The organism is Lysobacter sp. Root916 (assembly GCF_001429785.1).
Lineage (GTDB): Bacteria > Pseudomonadota > Gammaproteobacteria > Xanthomonadales > Xanthomonadaceae > Lysobacter.
The window spans coordinates 244,699-263,676 of the sequence record NZ_LMJF01000015.1; the positions used below are offsets into that span (position 1 = coordinate 244,699).

At 69.5% G+C, this 18,978-nt stretch carries 16 protein-coding genes; 4 read left to right on the forward strand and 12 right to left on the reverse strand.

What is annotated here, in order from left to right; translation table 11 throughout:
• The first annotated feature begins 190 nt into the window (after nucleotides 1-190).
• Nucleotides 191-1,633 (forward strand): metalloprotease TldD, encoded by a 1,443-nt coding sequence (tldD, locus tag ASE35_RS17725; RefSeq protein WP_057164659.1) that lies wholly within the window; start codon nucleotides 191-193, stop codon nucleotides 1,631-1,633.
• Between the two features lie 265 nt (nucleotides 1,634-1,898).
• Here the strand turns inward: tldD and yjgA are convergent, their stop codons facing one another.
• The gene (gene yjgA / locus ASE35_RS17730; protein ID WP_056176173.1) at nucleotides 1,899-2,453 is read right to left on the reverse strand and encodes a ribosome biogenesis factor YjgA; all 555 of its coding nucleotides are present in this window, start codon (nucleotides 2,451-2,453) and stop codon (nucleotides 1,899-1,901) included.
• Between the two features lie 119 nt (nucleotides 2,454-2,572).
• On the opposite strand from yjgA, the gene pmbA reads away from it, so the two are divergent.
• Nucleotides 2,573-3,934 (forward strand): metalloprotease PmbA, encoded by a 1,362-nt coding sequence (gene pmbA, locus ASE35_RS17735; protein WP_157489559.1) that lies wholly within the window; start codon nucleotides 2,573-2,575, stop codon nucleotides 3,932-3,934.
• Between the two features lie 227 nt (nucleotides 3,935-4,161).
• Entirely contained in the window at nucleotides 4,162-4,545 is a 384-nt protein-coding gene (locus ASE35_RS17740) for a DUF4870 domain-containing protein (protein ID WP_056176167.1), read from the forward strand.
• 804 nt (nucleotides 4,546-5,349) lie between these two features.
• Here the strand turns inward: ASE35_RS17740 and ASE35_RS17745 are convergent.
• The 3 genes from ASE35_RS17745 to tilS are packed head-to-tail and all read right to left on the reverse strand — an operon-like array spanning nucleotide 5,350 to nucleotide 7,849.
• Complete coding sequence (locus ASE35_RS17745) at nucleotides 5,350-6,231, reverse strand: farnesyl diphosphate synthase (protein WP_057164661.1); 882 nt, start codon at nucleotides 6,229-6,231, stop codon at nucleotides 5,350-5,352.
• The gene (locus ASE35_RS17750) at nucleotides 6,224-6,490 is read right to left on the reverse strand and encodes an exodeoxyribonuclease VII small subunit (RefSeq protein WP_057164662.1); all 267 of its coding nucleotides are present in this window, start codon (nucleotides 6,488-6,490) and stop codon (nucleotides 6,224-6,226) included. The genes ASE35_RS17745 and ASE35_RS17750 overlap by 8 nt, the downstream gene beginning before the upstream one ends.
• 60 nt (nucleotides 6,491-6,550) lie before the next feature.
• Complete coding sequence (tilS, locus tag ASE35_RS17755; protein WP_057164663.1) at nucleotides 6,551-7,849, reverse strand: tRNA lysidine(34) synthetase TilS; 1,299 nt, start codon at nucleotides 7,847-7,849, stop codon at nucleotides 6,551-6,553.
• Nucleotides 7,850-7,952: 103 nt separating this feature from the next.
• Between tilS and ASE35_RS17760 the strand changes: the two genes are divergently transcribed.
• The gene (locus tag ASE35_RS17760; protein WP_057164664.1) at nucleotides 7,953-9,014 is read left to right on the forward strand and encodes an NADH:flavin oxidoreductase/NADH oxidase; all 1,062 of its coding nucleotides are present in this window, start codon (nucleotides 7,953-7,955) and stop codon (nucleotides 9,012-9,014) included.
• 16 nt (nucleotides 9,015-9,030) lie between these two features.
• Here the strand turns inward: ASE35_RS17760 and ASE35_RS20840 are convergent, their stop codons facing one another.
• The 8 genes from ASE35_RS20840 to lpxA form a co-directional block, all read right to left on the reverse strand.
• Nucleotides 9,031-9,570, reverse strand: coding sequence for a tyrosine-protein phosphatase (locus tag ASE35_RS20840; protein WP_082611350.1), 540 nt, complete (start codon nucleotides 9,568-9,570; stop codon nucleotides 9,031-9,033).
• Between the two features lie 13 nt (nucleotides 9,571-9,583).
• Nucleotides 9,584-10,273, reverse strand: coding sequence for a transglycosylase domain-containing protein (locus tag ASE35_RS17765; RefSeq protein ID WP_057159654.1), 690 nt, complete (start codon nucleotides 10,271-10,273; stop codon nucleotides 9,584-9,586).
• A 16-nt stretch (nucleotides 10,274-10,289) separates the two neighbouring features.
• Nucleotides 10,290-11,249, reverse strand: coding sequence for an acetyl-CoA carboxylase carboxyltransferase subunit alpha (locus tag ASE35_RS17770; protein ID WP_056176141.1), 960 nt, complete (start codon nucleotides 11,247-11,249; stop codon nucleotides 10,290-10,292).
• Nucleotides 11,250-11,410: 161 nt separating this feature from the next.
• Nucleotides 11,411-14,935, reverse strand: coding sequence for a DNA polymerase III subunit alpha (gene dnaE, locus ASE35_RS17775; protein ID WP_056176138.1), 3,525 nt, complete (start codon nucleotides 14,933-14,935; stop codon nucleotides 11,411-11,413).
• Nucleotides 14,936-15,110: 175 nt separating this feature from the next.
• Nucleotides 15,111-15,740 carry a hypothetical protein gene (locus tag ASE35_RS17780; RefSeq protein ID WP_057164665.1) on the reverse strand — a complete coding sequence of 210 codons (630 nt, stop codon included), beginning with the start codon at nucleotides 15,738-15,740 and terminating at the stop codon, nucleotides 15,111-15,113.
• A gap of 297 nt (nucleotides 15,741-16,037) precedes the next feature.
• Nucleotides 16,038-16,691, reverse strand: coding sequence for a ribonuclease HII (rnhB, locus tag ASE35_RS17785; RefSeq protein WP_082611351.1), 654 nt, complete (start codon nucleotides 16,689-16,691; stop codon nucleotides 16,038-16,040).
• Entirely contained in the window at nucleotides 16,684-17,907 is a 1,224-nt protein-coding gene (gene lpxB / locus ASE35_RS17790; RefSeq protein ID WP_082576338.1) for a lipid-A-disaccharide synthase, read from the reverse strand. The genes rnhB and lpxB overlap by 8 nt, the downstream gene beginning before the upstream one ends.
• Nucleotides 17,908-18,194: 287 nt before the next feature.
• Nucleotides 18,195-18,977, reverse strand: coding sequence for an acyl-ACP--UDP-N-acetylglucosamine O-acyltransferase (lpxA, locus tag ASE35_RS17795; protein ID WP_056176131.1), 783 nt, complete (start codon nucleotides 18,975-18,977; stop codon nucleotides 18,195-18,197).
• Between the last annotated feature and the right edge of the window lies 1 nt (nucleotide 18,978).

An 18,978-nucleotide genomic window follows, 5' to 3' on the forward strand; every position in this document is an offset into this window, starting at 1 on the left:
CCCATTGCCGCTTTGCGTGGCAAAGCCGCCCGCAAGCGCGGAGCGACACGCCCCGCCGCGGTAGAAACCCACGGTTGAAGCCGTGCCGCCCAGGCTCCATCTTCTTACTAGCCCCAACCGCCCGGCCGCCGCCCAGGCCACGCCGGCGTCGGTTGGTTAGCATGTCCCTTTCGCCGCCCCCGGATCCCCCATGACGCTGCCCCTGCAACTCGCCGAAACCCGTCTGCTGCTGCCCGCCGGTCTGGACGCCAGCGGCCTGGAACGCACCTTCGGCACCCTGCTCGGGCCGGGCGTGGATTTCGGCGATCTGTATTTCCAGCACGGCCGCCGCGAGAGCTGGACGGTCGAGGACGGCATCGTCAAGGACGGTTCGCATTCGATCGAGCAGGGCGTGGGCGTGCGCGCGATCAGCGGCGAGAAGACCGGCTTCGCCTATTCCGACGAAATCAACGGCGACGCCTTGCTGGCGGCGTCCAAATCCGCGCGCGCGATCGCCCGCGACGGCGCCGCGCACAGCGCGCGCGCGCTGGTGCGTGGCGGCAGCCGTTCGCTGTATCCGGCCGAGGATCCGATCGACGGCATCGGCAACGAAGACAAGGTCGAGCAGTTGCGTCGGCTGGATCAGCTGGTGCGCGCCGCCGACCCGCGAGTGCAGCAGGTCACCGTCAGCCTGTCCGGTGGCGTCGACACCATTCTGGTCGCGCGCAGCGACGGCGTGCTCGCTGCCGACGTGCGTCCGCTGGTGCGCTTGAACGTGCAAGTGTTGGTCGAACATAACGGCCGCCGCGAAAGCGGCTACGCCGGCGGCGGCGGACGCTACGGCTACGCCGAGCTGTTCGCCGGCGGCAAGCCCGAGGCGCTGGCGCGCGAAGCGCTGCGCCAGGCGCTGGTGAACCTGGAGGCGATCGACGCGCCGGCCGGGGTGATGCCGGTGGTGCTGGGCAGCGGTTGGCCGGGCGTGCTGCTGCACGAAGCGGTCGGCCACGGCCTGGAAGGCGACTTCAACCGCAAGGGCACCTCGACCTACGCCGGCCGCATGGGCCAGCGCGTGGCCTCGCCCGGCGTGACCATCGTCGACGACGGCACCCTGCCGGGTCGGCGCGGCTCGCTCAACATCGACGACGAAGGCACGCCGACCAACTGCACGACCCTGATCGAGGACGGCGTGCTGGTCGGTTACATGCAGGACACCCTCAACGCGCGCCTGATGGGCATGGCGCCGACCGGCAACGGCCGCCGCGAATCATTCGCCCATCTGCCGATGCCGCGCATGACCAATACCTACATGCTCGCCGGTCAGCACGACCCGGAAGAGATGATCCGTTCGGTCAAAAAGGGCCTGTACGCGGTCAATTTCGGCGGCGGCCAGGTCGACATCACCAGCGGCAAGTACGTGTTCTCGGCCACCGAGGCCTACCTGATCGAAGACGGCAGGATCACCGCGCCGGTCAAGGGCGCGACCCTGATCGGCAACGGCCCGGAAACCATGCAGAAGGTGCGCATGATCGGCCACGACCTGGCCCTGGACGAGGGCGTGGGCGTGTGCGGCAAGGACGGGCAGAGCGTACCGGTGGGCGTGGGGCAACCGTCGCTGCTGATCGAAGGGCTGACGGTGGGCGGCACGCAGTCGTGAGTCGCGCCATGGGATACCGCGCGCATCGTCCAGGGCGCGCAGGTAACGCAACCATCGGCGTGGCGTGCCGTAATGGCGGTGCGTCGCCTGCGCTTGTTGCACCAGCCGCTTGAGCGCTTTCTTGTCCGCCGCTGGGTATTACAACCCGAAGGCCTCGATGACCTCGATTCCGGTGTCCAGGAAGCGGGCGCGCCAGGCTTCGATGCGGCGCAATTGTTCGGAAATCGCCATGGCGGCGCCTGTGTCGCCTGGTTCGAGACGGGGTTTATTCGGCCTCGTCGTCGTCGCCGCCGGCATCGTTGCCGCCCATCATCACCGCGCGCAGTTCGCGGTAAAGCTCGCGGAACGAGTGCGGCGGTTTGTTGCGCTTGCGCTCTTCCAGGGTGTTGCGCACGAGCTGGCGCAGGCGCTGGCGATCCGCTTGCGGGTGTTCGTCGATCAGTTCGGCCAGTTCCGCGTCGCCGCCTTCGAGCAGGCGGTCGCGCCAGGACTCGGCGCGGTGCATGGCCGCGACCTCGCGCCGGCCGGCCTCGCCGTTGACGTCGAGCGCGTCGCGGATCGCTTCCAGCGTGGCGTCGTCCTCGCGCCGCATCTGCTTGGCCAGGTAGGCCAGCTGGCGCTTGTGGGCGATGTGCGCGGTGATGCGCCGGCATTCGCGGATATGCGGCAGCAGGCCCTCCGGGATCGGCAGCCGCGCCAGCTGGGCGTCGGTCAGCTTGGACAACTGTTCGCCCAGGGACAGCACTTCCAGCGCCTCGCGCCGGTTCTGGCTGCGGCTGGGGCTGAAAAATTCGCCGGTTTCGTCGTCTCTGCCGCGCATCGCTACCACCTCTCCTACCGTCAAACCGAATCGAAATCCCGCGACGCCACGGCGTCACGGCAGCTAAGGATAAGACATTGAACGCAGTCGCCCTCCGTCAGACCGCTCCGGCCCACGTCATCACCGATCCGGAGGCGCGCCTGGACGCTCTGTCCGGCTTGTCCCAGCGCCTGCTCGAGGCCGCGCGCGCGCGCGGCGCCAGCCAGGCCGAGGTCTCGTGCTCGGAAGAGGCCGGCCTTAACGTGAACGTGCGCATGGGCGAGGTCGAGACCGTCGAGGCCACCCGCGACCGCGGTATCGCGATCACGGTCTATTTCGGCCGCCGCAAGGGCAGCGCCAGCACCGCCGACCTGCGCGACGACAGCCTGGAGGCCACCGTCGAGCAGGCCTGCGCGATCGCGCGCTACACCGAGGACGACCCCGCCGCGGGTCTCGCCGACGCCGAGTTGATGGCCCCCGCCCAGGACCAGGGTGGCTGGCGCGCGTTCGACAGCTGGCATCCGTGGATGCTGGAGGCCGACCGCGCGGTCGATCTGGCCCTGGCCTGCGAGGCCGCCGGCCGCGAGTTCGACGCGCGGGTGGAGAACTCCGACGGCGCCTCGATCGGCACCGGCGCCAGCCTGGGCGTGTACGCCAATTCGCACGGCTTCATCGGCCGCGAGGGCAGCACCCAGCACAGCCTGAGTTGCGCCCTGATCGCCGGCCGTGGCGAGGCCATGCAGCGCGACGGCTGGTACAGCATCGCCCTGGCCGAGAACGACCTGGAAACGACCGCCGCGATCGGCCGCCATGCCGCGCAACGCGCGGTGTCGCGCCTGGCGCCGCGGCAGATCGCGACCGGCAAGTACCCGGTGTTGTACGCGGCCGAATCGGCGCGTTCCCTGATCGGCCACCTGCTCGGCGCGGTTTCGGGCGGCGCGCTGTACCGGCGCGCGAGTTTCCTGTTGGATTCCGCCGGCACCCGCCTGTTTCCGGAGTGGTTCTCGATCCGCGAGCGGCCGTTCCTGCAGCGCGGCTTCCGCTCCAGCGCCTTCGACGCCGAGGGCGTGGCCACGCGCGAATCGGCGCTGGTGAGCGACGGCGTACTGCAGCGCTACATCCTGGGCAGCTATTCGGCGCGCAAGCTCGGGTTGCAGAGCACCGCCAACGCCGGCGGCGTGCACAACCTGGAGGTCGCCGCCAACGCCGGCGATTTCGAAGCCATGCTGCGCGGCATGGGTCGCGGCCTGCTGGTGACCGAACTGATGGGGCAGGGCGTGAACACGGTGACCGGCGATTACTCGCGCGGCGCGGCCGGCTACTGGGTCGAGCACGGCCAGATCCAGCATCCGGTCGACGGCATCACCATCGCCGGCAATCTCAAGCGCATGTTCCAGGCCATCGAGGCGGTCGGCAGCGACGTCGACCCGCGTTCGCACCTGCACACCGGTTCGATCCTGGTCGGGCGCATGACCGTCGCCGGCGACGCCGGCGAGGGCTGAGCCCGACGCCGACGCCGGCTTGTCATCCCGACCGGTCATGCTGCGCCAGCGCAGCCGCCTGGCCGTTGCCGGGCGGCGCTTGCGTTGCTACGAAGGTCGCGCCCTGCGGACCGTGCGCCGCCGTCCTTGACAGCGGTGGCTACGCGGCTGAGAGTGGGCCGGCTGGGGCGACCCGTACGGTCGTCGCCAATGCCATCCAAACGGGAACTGGAAAGGGGAAACAAGGAATGAGCGATATCAACGAATCATCGGCCGACGGCAACTCCGAAGACCGCACCCTGGCGCTGATCACCCATCTGTCGGCCATCGTGGCTGGCTTCGTGGTCCCGCTGATCATCTGGTTGATCAACAAGGACAAGCCGGAGAAGTCGTTCCTGATCGATCAGGCGAAGGAAGCGTTGAACTTCAACATCACGCTGCTGATCGTCTATGTGATCTTGACCGTGGTCATCACGATCCTCACGATCGTCACGCTGGGTCTGGGTAGCGTTCTGTCGATCCTGATCTGGCTGGTCTGGCTGGGTTCGATCGTGCTGTTCATCATCGGCGGCATCAAGGCCAACAACGGTGAGCGTTATCGCTATCCGTTCGCGCTGCGCCTGATCAAGTAATCGATCGCGCAAACGTAGTGCCCGACGGGCCCGGCATTGCCGGGCCCGTTGCGTTTTGGGGGCTCGCTATCTCCGCGAAGGCGGGGGTCTGGTGTCTTTGGCGCCCTTCTACAGACGACTCCTACGCTTCGCTTCTGGCTCCCTCCTCTTTGCTTCTAGCTCCCTCCTTTGGAAAAGGGTGAAGCCGTGCGTTTACGAACCGCAGGTTCGTGCACGGCTGAACGCTAGCAAGCTCTTGCCCTTAGCTCCCTCCTTTGGAAAAGGAGGGTTGGGGAGGATTTGCTTTGGCTTTGCTCTCGTCTCTTCTTGACGAAAGTCAAAGGCTTCCGCCTGCTGCGCATGCGGGTCACTTTCTCTTGCTAGCCCAAGAGAAAGTAACCAAAGAGAAGGGCTAGCGTGACCAACCCGGACGTCCCTGTCCATTCGAAAAACGGCGCGCGTCCTGCGCGCCGCCCTTCGGGTCTACGGTTGGTCGAGTGAGTGCGTTGCTTTTGGATTTCAATGCCGCAACAACGGCAACGGCATTGCAACCGCACTCGTAACCGCCGCGCATCGCTGCTTTGTCGTCATCCCGGCGAAAGCGGAGATCCAGTGACTTTAGATCGCGGCCGAAACTGCGACGCTATTCGCCCGTAGGATGCGGTGAGCGTTAGGCGAACCGCATCGTCGCGGGACTCCGGGTGATCGCGATGATGCGGTTTTCACCGCATCCTACGAAACGCGCTCCGAGCGGGCGCTGCGGATGTTTGGGCAAACCGCATTGCTGTGTGGAGCCTGCGGTCGCGCGAGCGTCGCTCGCGCGAGTCAATGATCGCGTCGCGCCGCGAACTCGCCTAGTTCGGTCAGCGCCACGGCTTTGGCGCCGAAGGGCGCCAGCGCGGCGCGCATGGTTTCCAGCAGCGCGTCCAGGCGCGCGCGCGACCCGTCCAGGCCGATCAGGGCGGGGAAGGTCGCTTTGTCCTGGGCGGCGTCCTTGCCGGCGGTCTTGCCCAGCGTGGCACTGCTGCCTTCGACGTCGAGAATGTCGTCGCGGACCTGGAAAGCCAAGCCCAAGGCCTGCGCGTAGCGGTCCAGGGCGTCCAGCGCCGCCGCATCGGCGCCACCGCAGAGCGCGCCCATGCGCACCGCGGCGCGGATCAGGGCGCCGGTCTTGAGCGCGTGCAGACGTTCCAGTGCGGACAGGTCCAGCGCCGCGCCGGTGCCGGTGGCGGCTATGTCCAGGGCCTGGCCGCCGCACATGCCCGAAGCGCCGGCGGCCTCGGCCAGGCTGCGCAGCAGGGCCACGCGTACGCCGTCGCCAGCCGCGGTCTCGGCCAGCACGCTGAAGGCCAGCGACTGCAGCGCGTCGCCGGCCAGGATCGCGGTGGCTTCGTCGTAGGCCACGTGCACGGTCGGTTGGCCACGGCGCAGGGCGTCGTCGTCCATGGCGGGCAGATCGTCGTGGACCAGCGAATAGGCATGGATCAGTTCGACCGCGGCCGCGGGCGCGTCCAGCGCGGCCTCGTCGGCATCGAACAGCGCGCCGGCCGCGTAGACCAACAGCGGGCGCAGACGCTTGCCGCCCAGCAGCACCGCATGGCGCATGGCCGCGTGCAGCGCTTGCGGCGAGGCGTTCGGGTCGGGCAGCGCGCGTACCAGCGCGGCGTCGGCGCGTTCGCGCCAGACGGCCAGGCGCGGATCACGCATCGGAGGCGTTGGGCGAGCCGGAATAGGGTTCGGCGCTGGCCGGGTCCTGCGGGTCGCTGAGCAAGCGCACGCGCAGCTCGGCCTCTTCCAGCGCGGTCTGGCAGCGGCGGTACAGGCCCACGCCGCGTTCGTAGGCGGCGAGCGAATCTTCCAGGCTCATCTCGCCGTGTTCCATCTTCTCGACCAACTGTTCGAGCGCATCCAGCGATTGCTCGAAATCGGTCACGGGCGAGGGCTCGTTGGCGGCTTTACGTGGCATGCGACAAGTGTGCGGCGCGGGCTGCGCGGGGTCAACGCGTGCGCGCGTCGCGCGCCACGCTCAGGGCCGCCAGACCAGGCGCGCCCGGCGTTCGCGCAGCCAGCCGTCGAACTCGGCGGAGTAGGCCAGGTCGCCGACCGCCAGCAGCGCGCCGTCGCGCGACAACAGCGGCAGGCGTCGGCGCTCCCAGGGAGGCACGCCCAGGCTCTGCAGGGCCTGCTTGAGGCTGTGGCCGTGCGAGCGACCGGGCAGGACGATGCGCTCGCCGCCGACCCGCGCATGCGCCTCGCAGAGCGCCTCCAGGGCCGCTGCACCTTCCAGCCGCAGTTCGCCGCCACCGGGCAGGGCCAGCGGTGCGCGGCCATCCCAATGCGTGCGCCAGTCCTGCGCCAGCGCCGGCGTTTGCGCCTGCGCATGCAGCAGGTCGCGCCAGGCGCGGATCACCGCGCCGCTCCAGACGAATTGGGCCTCGGCGTCGTCGCGCGCGTCCAGCAGCTCGGCCTCGATCCGGGCCACGCCCTGGGCCGGCAGCGGCGGCAGGCGCAGGTCGGCGATCCAGCGCCGCAGCACGCGTGCGCGGCGCGCGGGCGCCAGTGCGCGCAGCCCCGCGCGCGACAGCGCCTGCGGGTCGGCGCTGCGCACCTGGGCCAGGGCCAGCGCATCCTCGCGCTCCAGCAGCGTCGCCGCCTGCGCGTTCAAGCCGGCCGAGGCCGCCAACGCGGCATCGGCCTGGGGCCAGCGTTCGCGCAGCAGCGGTAGCACGCGCCGGCGCAGGAAATTGCGGTCGTAGGCGTCGTCGGCGTTGCTGGGGTCTTCGATCCAGCGCAGTCCGTGCTCGCGCGCATAGGCCTCCAGCGCGTTGCGCGGCAGCGCCAGCAAGGGCCGCCACAGCCGGCCGGCACCGCAATCGCGCCAGCGCCGCATCGCCGCCAGCCCGTCCGGGCCGGAGGCGCGCAGCGCGCGCAGCAGGAAGGTCTCGGCCTGGTCGTCGCGGTGGTGGGCCAGCGCCAGGGTCTCGCCCGCGTGCAATCCGGCCTCGAACGCGGCATGGCGCGCGCGCCTCGCCGCGGCCTCGGGCCCGTCGCCGCGATCGTGGGCCACGTTCACCCGCGACACCGTCAGCGGAACGCTGAGTGCCGCGCAGATTTCGGCGCATTGGGCGGCCCAGGCGTCGGCCTGCGCATGCAGGCCATGGTGCACGTGCCAGGCGCGCAGGCCCTGCGCGCGCGCGGCGGGCGTGGCCGCCAGCGCGTGCAGCAGCACGCTGGAATCCAGGCCGCCGCTGTAGCCCACGCACAGCGGCCCGTCCGGCAGATCGTGCAGGGCCTGGAGCAGCGGGGTGGGGGGCGAAGACGGCATCCGCCGATGGTGCCACGGTGGTGGGACGGAGCAACCCATCGATGGCGCTGTTACCGCGCCGGAGCGCGCTTACTGTTTCCTCACCCCGTATCGAGACGCTCCGTTGGCCCGCCTGTTCGACCCGTACCCGCAACGCTCCGTGACCCTGCGCAACCGCATCGCGGTGTCGCCGATGTGCCAGTACTCGGCGATCGACGGCATGCCCGAGAACTGGCACCTGGTGCACCTGGGCAGCCGCGCGGTAGGCGGGGCGGGCGTGGTGCTGACCGAGGCCACCGCGATCTCGCCCGAAGGCCGCATTTCGCCCAGCGACACCGGCATCTGGAACGATCGCCAAGGCGAGGCCTGGTCTGAAATCGCCTGCTTCATACGCGCCAACGGCGCGGTGCCCGGCATGCAGCTGGCGCACGCCGGGCGCAAGGCCAGCGTCGAGCCGCCGTGGCTGGGCGGACGCGCGATCGCGCCGGGCTACGGCGGCTGGACGCCGGTGGCGCCGTCGCCGCTGCCGTTCGCCGACGGCCATGTCGCGCCGCGCGCGCTCGACAGCTGCGGCCTGGCCAACGTGATCGACGATTTCGCCGCGGCCGCGCATCGCGCGCTCGCGGCCGGGTTCCAATTGATCGAAGTGCATGCCGCGCACGGCTATCTGCTGCACGAATTCCTGTCGCCGCTGAGCAACCGCCGCGATGACGGCTACGGCGGCGACTTCGACAGCCGCACGCGCCTGCTGCGCGAAGTGCTGGCGGCGGTGCGCGAGGTCTGGCCGGAGCGCCTGCCGCTATGGCTGCGCGTGTCCGCCACCGATTGGGTCGAAGGCGGCTGGGACATCGAGCAAAGCATCGAGCTGGCGCGCATCGTCAAATCGCTGGGCGTGGACCTGATCGACGTCTCCAGCGGCGGACTCATGCCCAACGTGCGTATTCCCGTCGGCCCCGGCTACCAGGTCCCATTCGCCGCGCGCATACGCCGCGAAGGCGGCATCGCCACCGGCGCGGTCGGCCAGATCACCGATGCGACGCAAGCCGAAGGCATCGTCGACAGCGGCGAGGCGGACGTGGTGCTGCTGGCGCGCGAACTGCTGCGCGACCCGTACTTCCCGCGCCGCGCGGCGGCGGAGCTGGGCGCGGAGCTGCATGGGCCGGATCAGTATTTGCGGGCTTGGTAGCGCGGGCAGCGGCTTGTCATCGCCGAGGTCGGCGATTCGCGTATTGCGCTACCCAGACTTCCTGCTCCTGGGTGTCGGGTACCTGGACCCTCCGCGTCGCGCTGAGCACGGCGAAGACTTTTGCGCTGTCGATGCCGATATCGCAAAGCACGCAGGCAGCGATCAGGCCGGTCCGTCCGATTCCCGCACGACAATGGAGCACGATCGAGCGTCCGGATCGTAATTGCGTCAGGAGTTCAGCGACGAGGCGGCCGGTCTTGTCCACGCAGTCAGGTGTCTGGCGATCCGGGATCGGGAACGACAAATAGTCGATGCCACAGGCTTCGCACGCGCGCGCCTCATCGGCGAGACCTAGTTCGTGTGCTTCATGGGATTCGAGTAAGGACACGACCGTGTCGACGCCTGCGCGTCTCCAGCCGGTCAGTTCGTCCTCCAACCATTCGCCCGCTCGCGGTCGAGGCGCCAAGGCCAGGCGTAGGGGCGAGATATCGCCTACCCAGTAGAGATCGGGTGTCATTCGAAAGAGTGCTTCCAGTTGGGACGGAATGCGGCGCATTCCGGTGCTGCGACTAGCGCGCGGTCGCTGTTGGTTTAAGCCGGACGAGGTCGCGCTGCAGATCGATATCCGTCGCGCTCACGCCGAACTGCTGTGCCACATACGCATAACGTGAGCGGAAACGCTCTGGGTTTCGGCTCGGATCGAAATAGGACGGTCCGCGCATCAAAGCGATCAACGCGATGCGTTCGGCCTGAGTCGTTTGCTCGAAAGGCACGCCAAAATACGCGTGTGAGGCCTCGCCCAGTCCGCGTGCGTCGCGGCCCATCCAGGCTCGGTCGAGGGCGAAGTCCGCGATCTGTTCGGCTGACCGTTCGTTGCTCACGCGAATGGTGGCGGCGATGCCCGCAAGATGCCAACGCGCGCCGCGCAGATCTGGTGTGTGTTCCAAGACAATCTGACGTGAAACCGAGGACGATAGATCGTACTCAGATACCAGGTTGGGCCGTCGGTCGTGCTGAACACCGCGGAATACCAACCAAATCAACTTCAGCGGATCCAGGCGCTCAGCCCGCATTGGGCCTTCGCCGCCCAGCGACGCCCAATAGATCGCGCGCACTTCGTCGGGATAGCTGCGCTGCGCGCGCGGCAGTTCTTGCGGCAGCGCGCTGGCGCCGTACCAGTACAGGCCGTAGAAAAAGCAAACGAAGCAGCCGGTCAGCAGCAAAGCCGCGCCTACGATCCCTTTCAGCCAGCCGCCCATGGCGAAGGCCGCGCGCTTACGCGGCCTCGTAAGCCCCGTAGCCGCGCAGGCGCTCGTAGCGGCGCTGCAGCAGTTCCGGGGCCGGGATCTGTTCCAGGGCGTCGAGCTCGTTCAGTAGCACGGCCTTGAGGCGGGTGGCCATCTGCTTGGGGTTGCGGTGGGCGCCGCCGATCGGCTCTCGCACGATCTTGTCGATCAGGCCCAGCTCGAACAGGCGCTTGGCGGTCAGGCCCAGTTGCTCCGCGGCGTCCTTGGCCTTCTCGGCGGTCTTCCACAGGATCGAGGCGCAGCCTTCGGGCGTGATCACCGAGTAGGTGCTGTATTCCAGCATCAGGGTGCGGTCGCCGACGCCGATCGCGAGCGCGCCGCCGGAGCCGCCTTCGCCGATCACGGTGCAGATCACCGGGATCTTGAGTTCGGCCATTTCCAGCAGGTTGCGCGCGATCGCCTCGGACTGGCCGCGCTCTTCGGCGTCGATGCCCGGCCAGGCGCCGGCGGTGTCGATGAAGGTCAGCAGCGGCAGCTTGAAGCGCTCGGCCATCTTCATCAGGCGCAGCGCCTTGCGGTAGCCCTCGGGGCGCGGCATGCCGAAGTTGCGGCGGATCTTGCTCTTGGTGTCGCGGCCCTTCTGGTGGCCGATGATGACCACCGGACGGCCGTCGATGCGGCCCAGGCCGCCGACGATGGCGGCGTCGTCGGCGAAGGCGCGGTCGCCGGCCAGTTCCTGGAACTCGTCGCAGATCACCCGGATGTAGTCCAGGGTGTAGGGGCGCGCCGGATGGCGGGCCAGCTGCGAGATCTGCCAGGGGCTGAGGTCGCGGAAGATCTGCGCGGTACGCAGGCGCAGCTTGTCCTGCAGGGCGTGGATCTCGGAATCGATGTCGACCGCCGGCCCGCTGTTGGCGTGGCGCAGTTCCTGGATCTTGGCTTCCAGGTCGGCGATGGGCTGCTCGAAGTCGAGGTAGTTCGGATTCATGCTCGGGCCGGGGCCGGAAAGGGGCACAGTCTAGCCCAGGGGGGCGGACCGTACCGAGGGGTAGGGGGGAGGGGCAGGAGTGAGCGTAGAGGAGTGAGGAGTGAGCGAAAGCTGGTACCGCCCTTGCTCACTCCTCACTCCTCTACGCTCACTTCTCGCTTCTAGCCCCCAGCCCAGGGCTTGGCCAGGGTCAGCTTGACCGCGCGCACGCCGGGCTGGGCGCGCAGCGTGCCGACCAGGTCGGCGTCCACGCGCACCGACTGGCCGCCGTTGAGATCGAGCATGCCGGCCGCGCCGGCGCGCAGCAGGTCCAGGCGGATCGGCGTCTGCCCGGGGCGGTTCTTGGCCAGCAGCGCGTCCACGCGTTGCCAGGTGCCGGGCACGCGCAGGTCCAGGCGCATCGACAGGCGCTGCGCGTGCTTGGCGCAGACCTGCGAGTACTCCCAGCAGCGCTGCGCGCGCAAGGCGAAGCCGCCGCTGAAGGCGTCCTCGCGCAGGCCGCCCTGCACGATCAGCAGGCGGTCGCGCGCGAGCAGGGAGGCGAACTCGCCGTAGGTCTCGGCGAAGAAGGCGCATTCGAGCCGGCCGCGGCCGTCCTCGATCTGCACGAACATCTGGCTGTCGCCCTTCTTGCGCAGGCCGACGACCTGGCCGGCCACCACCACTTCCAGTTCCGGGCGCCAGCCGCTGCGCGCGCTCTCGGGGCGGTTCTCCCATATCCGGTCGAGCTCGCCCAGATCGTTGCCGACCAGGCCGCGCAATTCGTCGCGATAGGGGTCGAAGGGATGGCCGCTGAGGTAGTGGCCCAGGGTTTCGCGTTCGCCGGCCAGCAACTGCGCCAGCGGCCACTCGTCGGCTTCCGACAGGTCCAGGTGCAGCGCCGGCGCGGCGGCCTCGAAGCCGCCGAACAGCGAGACCTGGCCGGCGTCGCGCTCGCGCGCGAGCTGGTCGGTGGCCTTGAGCACCTCCGGCAGCTGCAGCATCAGGCTCGCGCGGTTCTTGCCCAGCCGATCCAGGGCGCCGGCCTGGGTCATCGCCTCCAGCGCGCGCCGGTTGAGCTTGCCGCTGTCGACGCGTTTGCAGAAATCCAGCAGATCGTCGAAGGGCCCGGCGCGGCGCGCATCGACGATGGCCTCGCAGGCGCCGCGGCCGACGCCCTTCACCGCGCCCAGGCCGTAGCGGATGGTGCGCGCGTCCTTGGCTTCGAACATGTAGGCCGAGGCGTCCACGTCCGGCGGCAGCACGTCCAGGCCCATGGTGCGCGCTTCGTCGAGGAAGCCGACGATCTTGTCGGTGTTGTCCATGTCCGAGGACAGCACCGCGGCCATGAATTCGGCCGGGTAGTGCACCTTCAGCCAGGCGGTCTGATACGCGACCAGGGCGTAGGCGGCCGAGTGCGACTTGTTGAAGCCGTACTCGGCGAACTTCTCCATCAAGTCGAAGATCGGGCTGGCCTGCTTGGCCGGGATGCCGCGTTCGGCGCAACCGGCCTCGAACTTGGCGCGCTCCTTCGCCATTTCCTCGGGCTTCTTCTTGCCCATCGCGCGGCGCAGCATGTCGGCGCCACCGAGCGTGTAGCCCGCCAGCACCTGGGCGATCTGCATCACCTGTTCCTGGTACACGATGACGCCGTAGGTCGGCGACAGCACGGGTTCCAGCGAGGCGTGCGGATAACTGACTTCGGTGTTGCCGTGCTTACGATCGACCCATTCGCGATCCATCCCCGAGCCTAGCGGGCCGGGACGGAACAGCGCGGCGAGCGCGATGATGTCTTCGAAGGTGTCGGGCTTGGCGCGCTTGAGCAGCTCGCGCATGCCGCGCGATTCGAACTGGAACACCGCGACCGTATCGCCGCGCGCGAACAGCTCGTAGCTGAGCTTGTCGTCCAGCTCCAGCGCCGTGATGTCCAACGGCGCTTCGCCGGCCGCGGCGCGGCGCAGGTTGATCGCCTTCACCGCCCAATCGATGATCGTGAGCGTGCGCAGGCCGAGGAAGTCGAACTTGACCAGGCCGACGGCTTCGACGTCGTCCTTGTCGAACTGGGTGACCGGGTTGCGGCCGCGGCCTTCGCCGTCGTGTTCGGCGAACAGCGGGCAGAAGTCGCTCAGCGGCGAGGGCGCGATCACCACGCCGCCGGCGTGCTTGCCGGCGTTGCGGGTCAGGTCTTCCAGGCTCAACGCCAGGTCGAGCAAGTCGCGTACGTCATCCTCGGTGCGGTAGCGGTCGATCAGGTCGGCCGAGGCCAGCATCGGGTTCTGCTTGGCCGCGTCGGTGTTGCCCAGCGCGTCGTCCAGGCTGATGCCCAGGGTGTTCGGGATCAGCTTGGCGATGCCGTCGACGAAGCCGTAGGGATGGCCGAGCACGCGTCCGGAGTCGCGCACCACCGCCTTGGCGGCCATGGTGCCGTAGGTGATGATCTGGCTGACGCGGTCGCGGCCGTACTTGGCGGCGACGTAGTCGATCACCTCGTCGCGCCGATCCATGCAGAAGTCGATGTCGAAGTCGGGCATCGACACGCGTTCGGGATTGAGGAATCGCTCGAACAGCAGGTCGTAGGGCAGCGGGTCCAGATCGGTGATGCCCAGCGCCCAGGCCACCAGCGAGCCGGCGCCCGAACCGCGGCCCGGACCGACCGGGATGCCGTGGTCCTTGGCCCAGTTGATGAAGTCCGCGACGATCAGGAAGTAGCCGGGGAAGCCCATCTTGATGATGACGTCGAGCTCGATCTCGAGCCGGTCGTCGTAATCCTGGCGGCTCTTGCCGTCCGCCAGCGGGGCCTTCTCCAGGCGCTTTTCCAGGCCCTCGCGCGCGGAGTTGCGCAGCCAGCTCTCGATGGTGTGCTCGCTGGGCACCGGGAACGCCGGCAGGGCGTACTCGCCCAGCTTGAGTTCGACGTTGCAGCGCGTCGCCAATGCCACCGCGTTGTCGATCGCATCGGGGATGTCGGCGAACAGCTCGGCCATCTCCTCCGACGATTTCAGGTACTGCTCTTCGCTGTAGTCGCGCGGGCGCTTGGGATCGTCGAGCACGCGGCCCGAGGCGATGCACACGCGCGCCTCGTGGGCTTCGAAACCGTCGCGGTCGAGGAAGCGCGCGTCGTTGCTGGCGACCACGGCCAGACCGCGCTTGCTGGAGGCGTGCAGGGCGAAGGCGTTGAACGCGTCCTCGCCGTCGCGGCGGCTGCGCGTGAGCTCCAGGTGCAGGCGGTCGTCGAGCACGCTCTGCCAGTCGGCGATCCAGGCTTCGGCCAACTCGTGGCGGCCGCCGATCGCCAGGCGCCCGCCCAGGCTGTGGCGGCCGGCCAAAGCGAACAGGCCGCCGTTGTCCTCGCGCAGCCATTCCGGGCGCAGCACCACGCCGTCCACGCGGTGGCCTTCCAACCAGGCGCGGCTGAGCAGGCGCGACAGGGTCAGGTAGCCGCCGCGGTCGCGGCACAGCAGGGTCATGCGCGAGGGCGTTTCGTTGCCGTCGGCCAGGCCGACGTCGGCGCCGATGATGGGCTTCAGGCCCGCGCTCTCGGCGGCCTTGTAGAACTTGACCGTCGCGAACAGGTTGTCGAGGTCGGTCAGGGCGACCGCGGGCTGACCCAGGCTCGCGCAGCGTTTGACCAACTCGTCGATGCGGATCGTCGAGTCGGCCAGCGAATACTCGCTGTGCAGGTGGAGATGAACGAAGCGTGCGGACATGCGACAACCGGCGTGACAGCCAGCAGGTTAGCAGCCCGGCCGCCGCGTACAAGGCTTGACATCGCGGCGACCGCGCCTGGCCCGCGCGGGAGCGCGCGAATCGGCGCCGTTGCGCGCCGATCGCCGCGCTTTCGTGTGCGTTCGAGCGCCCCGGGCCGGCTCGAACGCGCCCGCTTCAGGTAACCCGGAACGGCGACTGCGCGGCATGGAAGGCCGGTGCGTAGTGGTGTTCGTGGACGCGCACGCGCTGTTGCAGCAGGGCGATCTCGTCCAGGCGCTCGCGCACCCAGGACGCGCGCAGCTCGGCGCCGTTGGCGTGCGGATGGCGGAGTTCGCGGTAGGCGCAGAAGTCGCGGTAGTCCTCGGCCTCCTCGGCGAAGGCGGGCCAGGCCAGTTCGATCAGCAGCACGTCGTCGAGCAGGCCCAGCAGCGGAATCCGGTCCGGGATCAGGTCGTCGCCGTCGTCGACATAGGCCAGCAATTTGTCCAGGCGCGCACGCACGCCGGGCTCGCAGTCCCAGTCGGGGTCGGCCAGCATCGCGCGCAATTCCTGCAGGCGTTGCAGACGTTGATCGACCACGGCGCGCGCATCCTCCTTGGGCATCGCGCTCAACCAGGCGGCCAGGCGTTGCAGACGGGTGGCGTCGACGCGCGCGGCATCGGGGTGGAGTTCGTGCACCAGGGCGTCGAAGGCGGCGATCGCCGCGGGCGTGACCGCCATGGCCGGTTCCAGCGACGGCACCGGGGCGCGGTCGGACTCGAACGGCAGGGGCTGCGAAGTCGGGGTCGGATGGGGCATGCGCATGGAGCACCTCCGGTTCCGGCCATGGGGGCGGGCGTCGGGCACGGCCGGAGTGCGTCGACCCTCATCCTTAGGGATGCCGCGGCAGCATGCGTGGTTGCCTAGGGTGATCGCGCCTGCGGAAAGTCGCCGTGACCTAGGGCAGGTATGGGCTGTTCAGCCGACGAGCGGTCGGCGCGCCACCCGCAGATGCTGGAAATCGCGGCGCCGGTCTTCCCCCTTTGAAAAGGGGGATCGAGGGGGATTTGCTTTCAGCTCGCGCGGGCAGTCGCCAGCGGTTCGGCGGACTCAGCCGTTCCGTCAGCCAGCCGCGACCGTTTCGGCCAACGGCTGTAACGCCAGCGCCGCGCGCACCGGCGCGAAGCTGCGGCGGTGCTGCGGGCAGGGGCCGTGCGCGGCCAATGCGGCCAGGTGCGCGGGCGTGCCGTAGCCCTTGTGTTCGTCGAAACCGTATTGCGGCCATTGCGCGTGCAGCTCGCGCATGTGGCGGTCGCGCGTGACCTTGGCCAGGATCGAGGCGGCCATGATCGCGCGGTCGCGCGCGTCGCCGCCGATCAGGGCCTCCGCCGGGCAGGGCAGGCCGCGCGGTAGGGCGTTGCCGTCGATGCGCGCCAGTTCGGCCGCATGCGCGACCGCCTCGACCGCGCGCCGCATGCCGGCCAGGGTGGCCTGGAAGATGTTGATGCGGTCGATTTCCTCGACCTCGACGTAGACCACGCTCCAGGCCACGGCGCGTTCGACGATGCGCGCGTACAGCGCTTCGCGGCGCTCGGCGCTGAGCTGCTTGGAATCGTCCAGTCCGTTGACCGGCGTGCGGCCCGGGCCCAGCACCACCGCGGCCACCACCACCGGGCCGGCGAGCGGGCCGCGCCCGGCCTCGTCGACGCCGGCGATGCGTTGGGCGCCGCGGGCCAGGCTCAGGTCCAGCGCGAGTTGGCCGCTCGCCTTAGCCATGGCCGCTGGGCAGCAGGTCGGCGACCGCGTCGGCGGCGCGCGCGGAGGCGTCGCGGCGCAGGCTGAGGTGGATCTGTTCGAAGCGCGCCGGCAGCGTGCTGGCGCGGCCGGCGTCGCGCAGCAGCGCGAGCGTGGCTGCGGCCAGTTTCTCGGGCGTGCAGTCGGCCTGCATCAGCTCCGGCACCACGCGTTCGCCGGCCAGCACGTTGGGCAGCGAATAGGTGTCGGTCTTGAGCAGGCCGAAGGTCTTGACCAGGGTGTAGGTCAGCGGCGCGATCTTGTAGGCGACCACCATCGGGCGCTTGGCCAGCATCGCTTCCAGGGTGGCGGTGCCGGACGCCAGCAGGACCACGTCGCAGGCCGTCATCACCGTGCGCGCGCCGCCGTCGGTGACGTGCAGCGCCGGGCGCAACGCGGCCGCATCCGGATGCGCGGCCAGCACGCGCTCGAACGCGGCACGCGCCTGCGCGTTGGCCATCGGCGCGACGATGCTCAGGCGCGGTTCGGCCGCACGCAGGCGCGCGGCGGCGGCGAGGAAATCGCCGCTCAGGCGTTCGACTTCGCCGACCCGCGAGCCGGGCAGCAGGGCCAGCACCGGCGCCTCGTCGTCCAGGCCCAGGCACATGCGCGCCTCATCGCGATCGGGATGCAGCGGCATTTCGTCGGCCAGCGGGTGGCCCACGAAACGCGCGTCGACGCCGTGGCGCGCGTAGATCGCCGGCTCCATCGGAAACAGGCACAGCACGCGATCGGCCGATTGCCCGATCTTCTCGGCGCGCTTCTCGCGCCAGGCCCAGACCGAGGGGCTCACGTAGTGCACCGTCTTCACCCCGCGCTGCTTGAGCCAACGCTCCACGCCGAGATTGAAGTCGGGCGCGTCGATGCCGATGAACACGTCCGGCTTCCAGTCGAGCACGCGCTTGCGCAACTCGCCGCGCAGGCGCAGCAGGCGCGGCAGATGCTTGAGCACTTCGACCAGGCCCATCACCGCCAGTTCGGAGGCGTCGTACCACGCGTCCAGGCCGGCTTCCTGCATCTGCTCGCCGCCGATGCCGACGAACAGCGCGCCCGGGTGGCGGCGCTTGAGCTCGGCGATCAGGCCGGCGCCGAGCAGATCGCCCGAAGCCTCGCCCGCGACCAGGGCGATGCGCAGCGGGGGCGGCGGCGGGGCCGGGAAGATGTCGTCGATGGCGGCGGCGGGGGCGGTGGCGTTCATCGGGCGAGTGGCGCTCCAGTACGTGCTCGTAAGGCGCGCGCTCGAACACACAGCGCGCCACGGGCGTCAGCTCGGGGGCTGAGCTGTCGGCGGCATTGTGCCCTGCCGGGCGGCCATCGTCGTCCTAGTGGGTCACATCCCGCCAAAGCAGGTGATGGCGGTCCGCTTCCGAGCGGCAGGCGGTCACGCCGCGTTGGTCGCGACCGCGATGGCAGCGGTGCCGGACCGGAGAAGGGTGGGCTGCACGGGCCGGCGCCACCCGGCAACCGCGCCGGACCGCGCTCGGCTCAGCGCAGCAGCGGGCGCTCGCCGGCGTCGATGAAGGCCAGCAGCGCGCGCACGTCGTCGCTGTCGCCGGCCAGCGCGATCAGCTTGCCGCGCGCTTCTTCCAGGGAGGTGCCGGACATGTAGAGGGCGCGGTAGGCGCGCTTGATCGCGGCGATGCGCTCGGCGTCGAAACCGCGACGCTTGAGCCCTTCGCTGTTGATGCCGCGCGGACGGCCGTAACCGTCCTGGGCGACCATCACGAACGGCGGCACGTCGCCGTTGACGAACGCGCCCATGCCGATGAAGGCGTGCGCGCCGATGCGGCAGAACTGATGGATGCCGGCGAAGCCGCTGAGGATCACGTGATCGCCGACCTCGACGTGGCCGGCCAGGGTCGCGTTGTTGGAGAACACGCACTGATTGCCGACCGCGCAGTCGTGGGCGACGTGGACGTAGGCCAGCAGCCAGTTGTCGTCGCCGATGCGGGTCGCGCCGCCGCCGTTGCCGGTGCCGCGGTTGACGGTGACGAACTCGCGGAAGGTGTTGCGGTCGCCGATCACCAGCTCGGTGCGTTCGCCGGCGAACTTCTTGTCCTGCGGCTCGCCGCCGATCGCGCACTGGCCGATGAAACGGTTGTCGCGGCCGATCCGGGTCGGGCCGCGGATCACGCAATGCGGGCCGATTTCGGTGCCGTCGCCGATCTCGACCTCGTCGCCGATGTAGCTGAAGGCGCCCACGCGCACGCCGGCGCCGAGCTTGGCGCCCGGCTCGATCACCGCGCTGGAGTGGATCAGATCGCTCATG

Bases quoted from the DNA above. Each gene is read 5' to 3' on its own strand.
- ASE35_RS20840 (WP_082611350.1), bottom strand. From the start codon at position 9,570: ATGCGCCGCATTCCGTCCCAACTGGAAGCACTCTTTCGAATGACACCC.
- ASE35_RS17770 (WP_056176141.1), bottom strand. From the start codon at position 11,249: ATGAATCCGAACTACCTCGACTTCGAGCAGCCCATCGCCGACCTGGAA.
- ASE35_RS17740 (WP_056176167.1), top strand. From the start codon at position 4,162: ATGAGCGATATCAACGAATCATCGGCCGACGGCAACTCCGAAGACCGC.
- ASE35_RS17750 (WP_057164662.1), bottom strand. From the start codon at position 6,490: ATGCCACGTAAAGCCGCCAACGAGCCCTCGCCCGTGACCGATTTCGAG.
- tilS (WP_057164663.1), bottom strand. From the start codon at position 7,849: ATGCCGTCTTCGCCCCCCACCCCGCTGCTCCAGGCCCTGCACGATCTG.
- ASE35_RS17780 (WP_057164665.1), bottom strand. From the start codon at position 15,740: ATGCGCATGCCCCATCCGACCCCGACTTCGCAGCCCCTGCCGTTCGAG.
- ASE35_RS17765 (WP_057159654.1), bottom strand. From the start codon at position 10,273: ATGGGCGGCTGGCTGAAAGGGATCGTAGGCGCGGCTTTGCTGCTGACC.
- lpxA (WP_056176131.1), bottom strand. From the start codon at position 18,977: ATGAGCGATCTGATCCACTCCAGCGCGGTGATCGAGCCGGGCGCCAAG.
- yjgA (WP_056176173.1), bottom strand. From the start codon at position 2,453: ATGCGCGGCAGAGACGACGAAACCGGCGAATTTTTCAGCCCCAGCCGC.
- dnaE (WP_056176138.1), bottom strand. From the start codon at position 14,935: ATGTCCGCACGCTTCGTTCATCTCCACCTGCACAGCGAGTATTCGCTG.
- lpxB (WP_082576338.1), bottom strand. From the start codon at position 17,907: ATGAACGCCACCGCCCCCGCCGCCGCCATCGACGACATCTTCCCGGCC.
- rnhB (WP_082611351.1), bottom strand. From the start codon at position 16,691: ATGGCTAAGGCGAGCGGCCAACTCGCGCTGGACCTGAGCCTGGCCCGC.
- tldD (WP_057164659.1), top strand. From the start codon at position 191: ATGACGCTGCCCCTGCAACTCGCCGAAACCCGTCTGCTGCTGCCCGCC.
- ASE35_RS17745 (WP_057164661.1), bottom strand. From the start codon at position 6,231: ATGCGTGATCCGCGCCTGGCCGTCTGGCGCGAACGCGCCGACGCCGCG.